Genomic DNA, 13,647 nt, shown 5'->3' with positions numbered 1-13,647 from the left:
TTTTATGCATGAATTTATGCGTAGTAAATGTTATGCCGCCATTTCGCGGTGGATTTTTTCCGCTTTACTGCGCACACCGGCGATGATCACCGCCAGCACCAGCAGAACGTAAGATACGGTCGCAATATTCAGTGCCCAGAACAGGCCGTATTCGCGGTAAATGAATGATGAGAAGGAAGCGAAAATCAGCGTACCGACTGAAGCCGTCGTCAGCAGCGCAGAGGTCAGCGTTGGAGGTGAGTTTTTCACCTGCAGGCTGCCGTAGCTCATCAGGCCGGAGAACATACCGGAGTTACAGAAGCCGAACAGGCCAACGGCAATCATCACCAGCGTGGTGTTTTCGTTGTGTGTCACCACAAACAGGCTGATTAACCCGACGATGGCCGACGCAAACAGGAAGGTACGCAGTTTCACAAAACGCACGGTGAACTGGTTCAGGAACAGGCCAATCGCTTTCACCATCCAGTAAGTGGTGATGTAGATCGCCGCTTTGTCAGTGTCCAGACCGAAATGCTCATGCAACCAGCTTGGCATCCACAGGGTGAAAACCAGCTCGCTGAAGACGAAGGCGAACAGGGCAAAACATAGCACGTACGCCGCGAAGCCCCACGGCTCTTTCGCTTCCCGCTCGCTTTTCGCCACTTTTTCCGGCTGCGCAACGGTCGGGAATTTCTGACCCACACACAGCAGGATCATCAGCACGCTCAGCGTACCCATGATGCCGTACATCGCCAGCCAGCTCGCGCCATGCTTGAACAGGAAACCGAGCACCAGAGACAACGTCATGCCGGAAAGCGCAAAGAAGAAGTCGGTGAAGATTAAGTTGGCGGAACGCTTTTTCGGGTCGTCATTAATACGCACAACCAGATAGCTGCCAATCGACATCATCAGGCCAGCTGTCGCACCAATCAGGAAAACGCCGATGCCGAACAGGGTAATCGACGGCATCACGAACAGCGCGATACAGGTCAGGATGGTGACAATTGACCCGGTGATCAGCTGCTTGCCCAGATCGAACTTACGCATCAGGATGCCACTGATCATAATCGGCAGGAATAAACCGATGTTCATCAGTGAGAACATGAGGCCGATAAAGGCCGGATCTTTATTAAAAGCCGTCGCGACTGGCCCGATAACAATACCCAGAGTGGAGACGAGGCCCCCTGTAAAAAAGTAACTTAGCCATGAGATCACATTAATCCGGCGGCGGTTATAAACAGTTTCCATAAACTGATTTCCTAAAAAGAGAAAATAAAAAGTCGCGGTAAGCTTATCCAGAGGTGCTTTTGCCGCGATTAGGACGTTTATTATTGCTGTTCTCTGGTGATTTGTCCCGCATGTATATTCAATTGCAGCATTTGTTTTTCCTAAACAATCTAAGCAATTAGCGCCATTTTGGTGGCGATGCATTTCTGCTTTACATACTGTAGCGGGCTAAATATAGTCAAAAAACAGGTCAACATCTTCCATACATAAATACAACATCGAAAGGTGCAGTGCTAATGAGTTCTTCTACTGATAATTCAGCGGCTTCCGTTTCGAACAAGAAGCGTCCGGTCATTGCTATTCATGGTGGTGCCGGGGCAATAACCCGTGCGGCAATGAGCGCCGAAAAAGAACAACTTTACCTGGCCGAACTGGAAAGGATTGTCAGTGCCGGGCAGGCGATTCTGGCCGCGGGTGGCAGCGCACTGGACGCCGTAACCGAAGCCGTGCGCCTGCTGGAAGAATGCCCGTTATTTAATGCCGGTAAAGGTGCGGTATTTACCCATCAGGGTACGCATGAATTAGATGCCTGCATTATGGATGGCCGCACGCTGGATGCCGGTGCGATTTGCGGCGTCAGCCATATCCGCAATCCTGTTCTGACCGCCCGTAAGGTGCTGGAAAACAGCCCGCACGTCCTGTTCACCGGTGCAGGCGCAGAAGATTTTGCCCGTGCCAATGGTCTGGAAATGGTGGAACCAGCGTATTTCTTCACTCAGGAACGTTATGACCAGTTGCAGCGCGCTATTGCCGCGGATACCGGCGTAATGCTCGATCACGACGGGGCGTCGCTGAATGCTTCAGGCGACCCGATTGATCCGGAAAGTAAATTTGGCACCGTAGGCGCGGTGGCGATAGATGAACTCGGTAATCTGGCGGCGGCAACATCGACCGGCGGAATGACCAACAAACAGGCCGGACGCGTCGGTGATTCGCCGATTATTGGCGCCGGATGTTACGCCAGCAACGATACGGTTGCGATTTCCAGCACCGGCACCGGTGAAGTGTTTATGCGCACCGTGGCTGCCTACGACGTGGCGGCGCTGATGGAATACGCCGGTTTAACGCTGGCAGAAGCGACACACAAAGTGGTGCAGGAAAAACTGCTGCCACTGGGCGGGAGCGGCGGGATGATTGCCGTCGATAAATTTGGCAACGTGGAACTGCCTTTCAACAGTGAAGGTATGTATCGCGGCTTTGCCCGCGTGGGCGAAGCACCTGTCGTCAGTATTTACCGCTCATGAATAATTCCCTGACTCTGCCTCCCGACCACGTTCTGGCGGTCAGCCAGCTCAGCGTGCAGTTCGCGCATGACGGGCACATCATCCCCGCGGTGAATCAGCTCAGTTTTCACGTGAAGCGCGGCGAAACGCTGGCGATAGTCGGTGAATCCGGCTCAGGTAAATCCGTTACCTCGCTGGCGCTGATGCGTCTGGTGGAGCAGGGCGGCGGGCAGATCACCCAGGGTGAAATGCAATTTCGCCGTCGTAACGGTGAAGTCGTTGATCTGATGGCAGCAACGCAACCCGCCATGCGCAGCCTGCGCGGTGCGGACATGGCGATGATATTTCAGGAGCCGATGACCTCGCTCAATCCGGTATTTCCGGTAGGCGAACAGATCGCCGAGTCTATCCGTTTACATCAGGATAAAGATCATCGCGCCGCCCGTGCCGAAGCCTTACGTATGCTGGATCTGGTGCGCATTCCTGAAGCCAAAAACATTCTCGATAGCTATCCGCATCAGCTTTCCGGCGGTATGCGCCAGCGGGTGATGATCGCGATGGCGCTGTCGTGTAAACCGGCGTTACTGATTGCCGACGAACCGACTACGGCGCTGGATGTGACCATTCAGGCGCAGATTTTACAGCTGATCCGTGTGCTGCAAAAAGAGATGCACATGGGCGTGATTTTCATCACCCACGATATGGGCGTGGTGGCGGAAATCGCCGATCGCGTTCTGGTCATGCATCAGGGTAACAGCGTGGAAACCGGTGACGCGGGCGCGATATTTCGTACACCGCAACAGCCTTACACGCAGACGTTGCTGGCGGCCGTGCCAAAGCTCGGATCCATGGCCGGTAAACCACTGCCCGCCCGCTTCCCTGCGCCCGACCAGCAGGAAAGCGATCCCGAACTGATTCAAAACACCCTGACACCCGGCGTGCCGCCGATATTGCAGGTGCGTGATCTGGTGACCCGTTTTGACCTGCGCAGCGGTATTTTCAACCGCGTGACGCGTCGTGTGCATGCGGTTGAAAAAGTCAGTTTTGATTTACATCCCGGCGAAACGCTGGCGCTGGTGGGCGAATCCGGTTGCGGAAAATCCACCACCGGCCGTTCGTTGCTCAAACTGGTGAAAAGTCAGGGCGGAACCATCACCTTTGATGGCAAGACGCTGACAGATATCAGCGGCAGCGCACTGCAACATCTGCGGCGTGATATTCAGTTTATTTTCCAGGATCCTTATGCGTCACTCGACCCGCGTCTGACGGTCGGGTATTCAATTATGGAGCCGTTGCTGGTGCATAACCTGGCAAAGGGCGCAGAGGCGGAAGCGCGCGTCGCGTGGTTGCTGGAGAAAGTCGGGCTGCTGCCGGAACATGCGCAGCGCTATCCTCACGAATTTTCCGGCGGTCAGCGGCAGCGAATTTGTATCGCCCGCGCACTGGCGCTCAATCCCAAAGTGGTGATTGCTGACGAGTCGGTGTCGGCGCTGGATGTGTCGATCCGCGCGCAAATCGTCAACCTGCTGATGGATTTGCAGAAAGAGTTCGGGCTGGCATTTTTGTTTATTTCACACGATATGGCGGTGGTGGAACGCATCAGTCATCGCGTTGCCGTGATGTATCTCGGTCAGATTGTGGAAATCGGCTCGCGCCGCGCGGTGTTTGAAAATCCGCAGCATCCGTATACCCGCAAACTGATGGCGGCGGTGCCGGTGGCCGATCCGGGTCATAAGCGTAAAGATCAGGCGCTGCTGGTGGATGAAATTCCCAGTCCGATTCGTGCGCTTAATGATGAGCCGGTTGTCGCACCGCTGGTTCAGGTGGCGGAAGGGCATTTTGTTGCCCGGCACGCCATTGCCGGTGTTTACTAATTTTTATGGTGGCTCATCTTGAGCCACTTTTTAACGGGTAAGACAGGAAAGGAACTGATATGAATCAGCATAAACATAAAGGTAAGAACGTAGTCCGTCAGGCCGTGCTCGCTGCCGCTGTTTTCGGTTCGCTGGCATCGGCGTCTGCCTGGGCGGCAAAAGACGTGGTTGTCGCGGTAGGTTCTAACTTCACCTCGCTTGATCCTTATGATGCCAACGACACCTTGTCGCAGGCAGTGGCCAAATCTTTCTATCAGGGGCTGTTTGGCTTTGATAAGGATATGAAGCTGGAAAACGTGCTGGCCGACAGCTACACGGTCAGCAAAGACGGTCTGGTTTATACCATCAAACTGCATCCCGGCATCAAATTCCAGGACGGGACGGACTTCAACGCTGCGGCGGTAAAAGTTAACTTTGACCGTGCGAGTAATCCGGACAGCCACCTCAAACGCTATAACCTGTTTAAAAATATTGCCAGCACCGAAGCGGTCGATGACACCACGGTAAAAATTACGCTGAAAGAACCGTTCTCCGCGTTCATCAACATTCTGGCGCATCCGTCTGCGGTGATTATTTCTCCGGCGGCACTGACTAAATACGGCAAAGACATCGGCTTCCATCCGGTCGGTACCGGCCCGTACACGCTGGAACAGTGGAACCAGACCGACTTCGTGAAAGTGAAGAAATTCGACGGTTACTGGAAAAAGGGCGAGCCGAAACTCGACACCATCACCTGGCGTCCGGTCGTGGATAACAATACCCGCGCCGCGATGCTGCAAACCGGTGAAGCGGATCTGGCGTTCCCGGTGCCTTACGAGCAGGCCGCGTTGCTGGAGAAAAACGATAAGCTGGATCTGGTCACCGCGCCGTCAATTCTGCACCGTTACATCAGTTTTAACGTGACGCAAAAGCCTTTCGATAACGTCAAAGTGCGTGAGGCCATCAACTACGCCATCAACAAACAGGCGCTGATTAAAGTGGCCTTTGCCGGTTACGCGGTGCCATCAGAAGGGCCGTTGCCGCAGGGCATCGAATACGCCGCGAAATTCAAACCGTGGCCGTATGACCCGGCTAAAGCCAAACAATTGCTGAAAGAAGCCGGTTATCCGGACGGTTTCACCACTACGCTGTGGTCGTCGCACAATAACAGCACGGCGCAGAAAGTGTTGCAGTTCACCCAGCAGCAACTGGCGCAGGTCGGTATCAAGGTGACAGTCACCGCCATGGATGCAGCGCAGCGTGCCGCGCAGGTTGAGAACGTCGGGCAGAAAGAGGCGGGTATCCGCATGTTCTATACCGGCTGGTCGGCGTCTACCGGCGAAGCCGACTGGGCGCTGTCGCCGCTGTTTTCCACGCAGGCTGCGCCACCGAAGCAGTTCAACACCGCGTTCTACAGCAATGCGCAGGTGGATAAAGATCTGTCTGACGCGCTGAAAACCACCGACAAAGCCGAGAAAGCCAAATTGTACGCCGATGCCCAGAAACAAATCTGGACCGATGCACCGTGGGCATTCCTGGTGACCGAACGTCTGGTGTCGGCGAAAAACAAACGCCTGACCGGGTTCTATGTGATGCCGGATACGGCGTTCAGTTTTGATGATGCAGACGTGAAATAATACGCGGTGAAGCTTTCAGGGCGTGTGGCGCATAGCGTGCGCGCCCTGAACTCGTGTGTTCCGGGTCCGGAACATGGATGTCGAACCGTGAAATCACAGACAGCGAATCATGCTTAATTATTTTTTAAAACGATTACTCGGACTGATCCCGACACTGCTGATTGTGGCGGTGCTGGTGTTTTTATTTGTGCATCTGCTGCCGGGGGATCCGGCGCGGCTGATGGCCGGACAGGACGCCGACGCCAGCGTTGTAGAGCTGGTACGTCAGGATCTCGGGCTGGATAAACCGCTTTATCAGCAATTCCTCACTTTTTTCGGCAATGCGCTGACCGGTGATTTCGGTCACTCGATGGTGTCAAAACGCCCGGTCATTGATGAAATCAGTTCCCGCTTTATGCCGACTTTCTGGCTGACGATGACCAGTATGCTGTGGTCGGTGATTTTCGGGCTGGTCATTGGCGTGGTGTCTGCCGTCTGGCGTAACCGCTGGCCGGATCGTCTCGGTATGGCGCTGGCCGTCTCTGGTATTTCCTTCCCGGCGTTTGCGCTGGGCATGTTGCTGATGCAAATCTTTTCCGTTGAACTGGGCTGGTTGCCGACGGTGGGTGCTGACAGCTGGCAGCATTACATTCTGCCTTCCGTAACGCTCGGCGCAGCGGTCGCGGCGATCATGGCCCGTTTTACCCGCGCTTCATTTGTCGAGGTCATGCAGGAAGATTACATGCGCACCGCTCGCGCTAAAGGCGTGCATGAGGCTGTGGTGGTGGTTAAACACGGTCTGCGAAACGCGATGATCCCGGTGGTCACCATGATGGGGCTGCAATTTGGCTTCCTGCTTGGCGGCTCGATTGTCGTGGAAAAAGTCTTCAACTGGCCGGGGTTAGGGCGGTTGCTGGTCGATTCCGTTGAGATGCGTGATTATCCGGTGATACAGGCAGAAGTGTTGCTGTTTTCGCTGGAGTTCATCCTCATCAATCTGCTGGTGGACATGCTGTACGCCGTCATCAACCCTTCCATCCGATACAAGTGAGTGAACGCATGAAAAACTGGCGGCGAAATGCCGTACTCGCGAGTTTGCCGATTATCACACCGGGAACTGCGCAATCGCAGGCGGTTCGCACACCGTGGAAAGCGTTCTGGCGGCGTTTCCGCAGGCAGCATATTGCGATGATAGCGGGTGCTTTTATCCTGTTACTGATTGTCGCCGCGATGTTTGCGCCGTGGCTGGTGCCGTTTGATCCGGAAAACTATTTCGATTATGACCGTCTGAACGAAGGGCCATCGCTGATCCACTGGCTCGGCGTGGATTCACTGGGGCGCGATATTTTCAGCCGGATTCTGATGGGCACGCGGATATCACTCACCGCGGGCGTACTTTCTGTGGTGCTCGGTGCAGCGATCGGCACGGTGTTCGGATTACTGGCCGGATACTACGAAGGCTGGTGGGACCGCATCACCATGCGCGTTTGCGACGTGCTGTTTGCCTTCCCCGGTATTCTGCTGGCGATTGCCGTGGTGGCGGTGATGGGCAACGGTATGTCGAACGTGATCATCGCGGTCGCTATCTTCAGTATCCCGGCATTCGCACGTCTTGTTCGCGGCAACACGCTGGTGCTCAAACAGCAAACCTATATTGAATCGGCGCGCAGTATCGGCGCATCCGACGCCACGATTTTGTTCCGTCACATTTTGCCGGGCACGTTGTCATCAATCGTGGTGTATTTCACCATGCGTATCGGCACATCGATTATCACCGCTGCCAGCCTGTCGTTCCTCGGAATGGGCGCACAGCCGCCAACGCCGGAGTGGGGCGCGATGCTCAACGAGGCCCGCGCCGATATGGTCATGGCGCCGCACGTGGCAATCTTCCCAAGTCTGGCGATATTCCTGACCGTACTGGCGTTTAATTTGCTGGGGGATGGGTTAAGGGATGCGCTGGATCCGAAATTGAAGAATTGATTTTTGGGGATCCCCAAAGCCCCCTTTTTTAACTGAATCGCGAAGATTTCGGTTTCTTAATAACAACTTTCACATGACCTGCTGTGTTTGAAACCGACCAAAGAGGGCTAAGACGAGCCCTCTTTGGAATCTCCACGTCTCAAACTGCACGCTTCGCTCGCTGGCTATGTTTCAGGTATCACCGCGACAGGCTGGAAATCTTGCCGCCAGGCGGTGCCTTCATTTCGGGATTGCAGCCTTGGGTCTGCAACCTCTCATTCAGCAAGCTTTCTGAATCGCCCGCATGATCTTAAAATCACAGCGGACAGTTTTTCATCTTTTAAAAAAGTTGATTGACGCGATCAAAAATGGCACCGAATGAATGGTTCGAGACCCAAGGCTCGAATCCTGAAATGAGGGAATCGCAAAGCGATGACATTTTGCGCCACTCACTGATGTACCAGAACATGTCCGTCGTGACAGCGATAGCGGGGAGTTAAAAAGCGAGGGGAAATCCAAAAGGGGAAAAGCACTTCCCCTTTTGGGCGGTTTCGACGCAATGAATCAGGTGATCACTGCCATTGAGAAACCGAAATTTTCTCATTCAGCATCAAAAGGCATTACGCACTCATGCCCCGGAGTGCAAAAACTCCGCATGGAATCGCAGGTGATCTTCCACAAACGAGGCAATCGTGAAGTAACTGTGATCGTACCCCGGCTGGGCGCGCAGCTGTAAAGGCCAGCCGCGCTGACGGGCGATTTCTGCCAGTTTTGACGGCTGCAACTGATCCGCCAGGAACTGATCGCCGTCGCCCTGATCAACTAAAATCGGGAACGTTTTCTGATCCGCAGGCAATGCACTCAGCAGATGGCAACTGTCGTATTGCAGCCACTGGCTTTCGTCATCCCCCAGATACGCAGTGAAAGCTTTACGCCCCCACGGCACCTGAGCCGGGTTCACAATCGGCGCAAACGCGGACACAGAACAGAAACGCTGCGGATTACGCAACGCCAGCATCAGCGCGCCGTGGCCACCCATCGAATGGCCGAAGATTGACTGCCGGTCGCTGACCTTGAAATGCCCGCTGATCAGCGCAGGCAACTCATCGAGCAGGTAATCGTACATCCGGTAATGCGCTGCCCACGGCGACTGCGTGGCGTTAAGGTAAAAACCTGCGCCCTGACCGAGGTCGTAGCCTTCGTCGTTGGCGACACCTTCACCGCGCGGACTGGTGTCCGGCATCACCAGAATCAGCCCCAGCTCAGCCGCGACGCGCTGCGCCCCGGCTTTAAGGGTGAAGTTTTCATCATTACAGGTCAGGCCCGACAGCCAGTACAGTACCGGCGGCGGTGCATCGTCTTTTGCCGGTGGCAGATAGATGCTGAACGTCATGCTGCAATTCAGGCTCGCAGACGTATGACGGTAGCGCTGCTGCCAGCCGCCAAACATCCGGTGTTCTTCGAGTAGTTCAATCGAGCTGCTCATCGAAACATTCCTTACTTATTAAAATGAATAACCGTGCGGATAGATTTCCCTTCGTGCATCAGGTCAAACGCTTCGTTGATTTCTTCCAGCGGCAGGGTATGGGTGATGAAATCGTTCAGGGCGAATTCACCGTCCATATAACGCTGCACAATGCCCGGCAACTGGCTGCGGCCTTTCACGCCACCAAATGCGGAACCACGCCATACACGACCGGTCACCAGCTGGAACGGACGGGTGGAGATTTCTTCACCGGCACCGGCCACGCCGATAATGACGGATTCGCCCCAGCCTTTGTGGCAGCATTCCAGTGCGGAACGCATCACGTTGACGTTGCCGATACATTCAAAGGAGAAGTCCACGCCGCCGTCGGTCATTTCAACGATCACTTCCTGAATCGGCTTGTCGTAATCTTTCGGGTTGATCAGATCTGTTGCGCCGAGTTTACGTGCCAGATCGAACTTGCTGGTGTTCAGATCGATACCGATGATGCGGCCTGCGCCGGCCATCACTGCGCCGATAATCGCTGAAAGGCCAATGCCACCCAGACCGAAGATCGCCACGGTGTCGCCTTTTTTGACTTTAGCCGTGTTCATTACCGCGCCCATGCCGGTGGTCACGCCGCAACCGAGCAGACACACTTCTTCCAGCGGCGCTTCTTTGTTGATTTTCGCCAGGGAGATTTCAGGAACAACGGTGTATTCGGAGAAAGTCGAAGTGCCCATGTAATGGAAAATCGGCTTGCCGTCTTTGAAGAAACGGGTGGTGCCGTCCGGCATCAGGCCTTTACCTTGTGTGGTGCGGATCGCCTGACACAGGTTGGTTTTGCCGGATTTACAGTACTTACACTCGCCACATTCCGGCGTGTACAGCGGGATCACGTGGTCGCCGACGGCCAGGCTGGTGACGCCTTCGCCAACGGCTTCAACGATACCGCCGCCTTCATGACCGAGGATTGCCGGGAAAACGCCTTCCGGATCTTTGCCGGACAGCGTGTAAGCATCTGTATGACAAACACCGGTGGCGACGATACGCACCAGCACTTCGCCTTTTTGTGGTGGCATCAAATCGACCTCTTCGATGGACAGAGGTTGATTCGGGCCCCAGGCGACGGCCGCACGCGTTTTAATCATTTCCATTATGTAGCTCCAGTCAGGTGTTTTTAGCTTAATCAGATTTCAGGTTAATACGTCGGATGCAAAGCCGGGTCATGTTCGCCAGCCAGCGGGTGTTTCAGTAACGGGATCACACCGTCATTCTGTTCAATAATCAGTTCTTTCAGCGCCCGGACATTCGGGCTGAACGCATCCCTGCGCCAGATAAGCCAGGTGGCGGTATCGGCGAATTCATCCGGAATTTCGTGAATTTCTACCCGTTCGTGCCCGGGCAATTGTTCCAGCACCGAACGCGGGATCATCGCGATACCCGCACCGCTGGCGACACAGGCCATCATTGAATGATAGGACTGGATCTCCATCGTGTTGGCAACCGGCACATTCATATGCTTAATCCAGCCCTGCAAACGCTGGCGGTAGGAACAGCTCGGGCGAAACGCAAAAACGGTATGACCGCTGCGACCGGCGGGCACGTCGAGCGGTGATTCGCCCAGCGGACTGATCACCACCATGCGTTCGCGAAAAGAGATACAACCGTTGATGTCGTCAAAATCGATCGGGCCATCAACCAGCGCCGCCGCGAGACGTCCCGCACGCACGTTGTCGATGGTTTCGCCGGACGTGGCGGTCACCAGCGACAATGCCACCTGCGGGAATTTCTGATGATAGGCCGCCAGCAACGAAGGCAGACGCGTTGCTGCCGTGCTTTCCATCGAGCCCAGCGCGAAGTTCCCGGCAGGTTCTCCGGCATGTGTGATGCTCATGGCTTCATCACTCAGCGCCAGAATACGTTCGGCGTAGTTAAGGAAGTTGTGACCCATCGCGGAAAGGCGGATGCGCTGTTTTTCACGGATGAACAAATCTGTACCCAGTTCGAGTTCGAGCTGGCGTAAACGGGTGGTCAGGTTTGATGGCACGCGGTGTAACTGCTCTGCCGCACGCGCCAGCGAACCGGTTTCCGCTACGCAGCAAAACATCCGTAACTGAGTCAGATCCATGATGGGTTCCTGTGTTCTCTTATCGTAAGCAAGTTGGTTTGTATTATTCAGTTTTCGTGATTGTACTCATAAGGCATCATAGCCACAACTTCCAATTAACTTTCTTTTAAGAAATCTGCTGTTTTCGGCAACAGGCTTTGAGTATGTTTATTCATTGTTTCTGACATGTTGCATCGCGGTTTCTTCTGACGGAGCAGTTATGGCTTTTCGTATTGCATTAAGTGGTTTTCTGGCTTTTGTGGTCGCGATGGGTATCGGGCGCTTCGCCTTTACGCCGCAGGTTCCTTTAATGATAGCTGAACATCAGTTCAGCCTGACCGGCGCCGGGCTGGTCGCGGCCTTCAACTATCTTGGTTATCTGTGCGGCGCATTCGATGGAATGCGTGCCAGCAAACATCTCGAACGCCGTCTGTGGCTCGGCGTGTGGGGCGGGGTAGTTCTCACGTTATTATCCGCGGTGATTTCCGGTGAAGTGCTGCACAGCATTGTGCGCTTCATGATTGGCTGGACCAGCGGCTGGGCGATGGTGATGGTGTCGGCGTGGTGTAACGAACGGCTGGCGCATTATGGCCGTCCGGCACTGAGTGCGGCGGTTTTCGCCGGGCCAGGGGCGGGGATTTTCCTCAGCGGCATGTTAGCGGTGGGTATTCATAGCTTACACCTGACCTCGGCGCAGGCCTGGTGCGTCTACGGCGTGCTGGCACTGATTTTTGTGGCGATTATCACCCCGAATCTGCCGCGCAAAGGCGATCTGCACCGTTCCCATGTGGCGACGGAACCGCTGGTGATGACGCCTGCGCTGAAACGTCTGGTGTGGAGTTACAGTCTGGCTGGCTTTGGTTACATCCTTCCGGCGACGTTTTTATCGCAAATGGCGAGTGCGCGTTTTCCTGACAGCCTGTTCGCGCAGTTCGTCTGGCCGGTGTTTGGCGGCGCGGCGGTTATCGGTATTATCATCGGCATTCTGACCCGGCACCGCCTGACGACGCATACACGTCTGGCGCTGACATTATGGGCGCAGGGGCTGGGAATTTTATGTGCGGAAGTTGTGCCGGGCGTGACCGGTCTGGTGCTCGGCGCATTGCTTACCGGCGGCGGTTTCCTCAGCGTGGTTCAACTCGCTTTGCAGTGCAGCCGTGAACTGGCGCCGAATCACAGCCGTTATATGGCCGGATTGCTGACCACCGGTTACGCCGTCGGTCAGTTATTTGGCCCGGTTCTGTCGGCGATTTCTACCGCGCTGACGCATCAGCTGGAGCCTGCGTTGTACGTCGCGCTGGCTGGTTTCATTATTGCAGGGGCGCTGGTCTTCCGGCATAACCGATAAGTTGCAGCTATTTCATCCATCATGAAACACTATCACTGGATTCTGAACCGGCTCTCCTCTACAGTAAGCCACCTCACTTTAGCGTGATCTGCGTCAAAGTGATTACATCTGCCGGAGAAAGAAAGAATGCCAATCCTGAGTAAAGAAGCCAATTTGGTTCACGAGGCCCTGTTAGCCCGTGGTCTGGAAACCCCTCTGCGTGAAGCTTTGCCGATCGATAATGAAACGCGCAAGCAGCGGATCCAGGAACATATGACCGGTATCATGCAGCTTCTTAATCTGGATCTTTCCGATGACAGTCTGGCGGAAACGCCGCACCGCATCGCCAAGATGTATGTGGATGAAATTTTCTCCGGGCTCGATTACGCCAACTTCCCGAAAATCACCGTCATCGAAAATAAGATGAAAGTGGATGAAATGGTCACCGTGCGCGACATTACGCTGACCAGCACCTGTGAACACCATTTCGTGACCATCGACGGTAAAGCGACCGTGGCGTACATCCCGAAAGACACCGTGATTGGTCTGTCGAAAATCAACCGCATCGTGCAGTTCTTCTCGCAGCGTCCGCAGGTTCAGGAACGTCTGACCCAGCAGATTCTGGTGGCCTTGCAGACCCTGCTCGGCACCACCAACGTGGCGGTTTCCATTGATGCGGTGCATTACTGCGTGAAAGCGCGCGGTGTGCGTGACGCGACCAGCGCAACGACGACAACATCACTCGGTGGACTTTTCAAATCCAGCCAGAATACGCGACAAGAATTTTTAAGAACCGTAAGACACGCCAGCTAACAGCAGCGTTTTAAA

11 protein-coding genes are annotated in these 13,647 nt (G+C 54.8%); 7 read left to right on the top strand and 4 right to left on the bottom strand.

What is annotated here, in order from left to right; translation table 11 throughout:
* Positions 1-30: 30 nt before the first annotated feature.
* Positions 31-1,227: an MFS transporter TsgA gene (tsgA, locus tag EC840_RS11655; RefSeq protein WP_113877514.1), complete on the bottom strand. Its 1,197-nt coding sequence runs from the start codon at positions 1,225-1,227 to the stop codon at positions 31-33.
* 275 nt (positions 1,228-1,502) lie between these two features.
* Between tsgA and EC840_RS11650 the strand changes: the two genes are divergently transcribed.
* The 5 genes from EC840_RS11650 (at position 1,503) to gsiD (ending at position 7,938) form a co-directional block, all read left to right on the top strand.
* The gene (locus EC840_RS11650) at positions 1,503-2,510 is read left to right on the top strand and encodes an isoaspartyl peptidase/L-asparaginase (RefSeq protein WP_132965416.1); all 1,008 of its coding nucleotides are present in this window, start codon (positions 1,503-1,505) and stop codon (positions 2,508-2,510) included.
* Entirely contained in the window at positions 2,507-4,363 is a 1,857-nt protein-coding gene (locus EC840_RS11645) for a dipeptide ABC transporter ATP-binding protein (RefSeq protein WP_132965415.1), read from the top strand. Before EC840_RS11650 ends, EC840_RS11645 begins: the two co-directional genes overlap by 4 nt.
* Positions 4,364-4,422: 59 nt before the next feature.
* Positions 4,423-5,979, top strand: a complete 1,557-nt coding sequence (gene gsiB / locus EC840_RS11640) for a glutathione ABC transporter substrate-binding protein GsiB (protein WP_113877517.1) — start codon at positions 4,423-4,425, stop codon at positions 5,977-5,979.
* Between the two features lie 109 nt (positions 5,980-6,088).
* The gene (gene gsiC / locus EC840_RS11635) at positions 6,089-7,009 is read left to right on the top strand and encodes a glutathione ABC transporter permease GsiC (RefSeq protein WP_112291498.1); all 921 of its coding nucleotides are present in this window, start codon (positions 6,089-6,091) and stop codon (positions 7,007-7,009) included.
* Positions 7,010-7,017: 8 nt separating this feature from the next.
* Complete coding sequence (gene gsiD / locus EC840_RS11630) at positions 7,018-7,938, top strand: glutathione ABC transporter permease GsiD (RefSeq protein ID WP_112291500.1); 921 nt, start codon at positions 7,018-7,020, stop codon at positions 7,936-7,938.
* A 607-nt stretch (positions 7,939-8,545) separates the two neighbouring features.
* Here gsiD and fghA read toward each other — a convergent pair.
* Genes fghA through EC840_RS11615 form a run of 3 tightly spaced genes read right to left on the bottom strand, consistent with a single transcriptional unit; the run spans position 8,546 to position 11,513 of the window.
* Complete coding sequence (gene fghA / locus EC840_RS11625) at positions 8,546-9,403, bottom strand: S-formylglutathione hydrolase (protein WP_129638990.1); 858 nt, start codon at positions 9,401-9,403, stop codon at positions 8,546-8,548.
* Between the two features lie 11 nt (positions 9,404-9,414).
* Positions 9,415-10,539: an S-(hydroxymethyl)glutathione dehydrogenase/class III alcohol dehydrogenase gene (locus EC840_RS11620; RefSeq protein WP_112287268.1), complete on the bottom strand. Its 1,125-nt coding sequence runs from the start codon at positions 10,537-10,539 to the stop codon at positions 9,415-9,417.
* A 44-nt stretch (positions 10,540-10,583) separates the two neighbouring features.
* Positions 10,584-11,513: a LysR family transcriptional regulator gene (locus tag EC840_RS11615; RefSeq protein WP_132965414.1), complete on the bottom strand. Its 930-nt coding sequence runs from the start codon at positions 11,511-11,513 to the stop codon at positions 10,584-10,586.
* Between the two features lie 199 nt (positions 11,514-11,712).
* Here EC840_RS11615 and EC840_RS11610 point away from each other — a divergent pair, with 199 nt between their 5' ends.
* Together EC840_RS11610 and folE are read left to right on the top strand one after the other, a co-directional pair.
* Positions 11,713-12,840 (top strand): YbfB/YjiJ family MFS transporter, encoded by a 1,128-nt coding sequence (locus tag EC840_RS11610; protein WP_132965411.1) that lies wholly within the window; start codon positions 11,713-11,715, stop codon positions 12,838-12,840.
* Positions 12,841-12,966: 126 nt separating this feature from the next.
* Positions 12,967-13,632: a GTP cyclohydrolase I FolE gene (gene folE, locus EC840_RS11605; RefSeq protein WP_112287271.1), complete on the top strand. Its 666-nt coding sequence runs from the start codon at positions 12,967-12,969 to the stop codon at positions 13,630-13,632.
* Positions 13,633-13,647 lie beyond the last annotated feature (15 nt).

Source organism: Rahnella sp. JUb53 (assembly GCF_004346065.1).
Lineage (GTDB): Bacteria > Pseudomonadota > Gammaproteobacteria > Enterobacterales > Enterobacteriaceae > Rahnella > Rahnella variigena.
The sequence above is the reverse complement of the archived record's forward strand: the minus strand, read 5'-3'. Positions and strand labels throughout refer to the sequence as shown.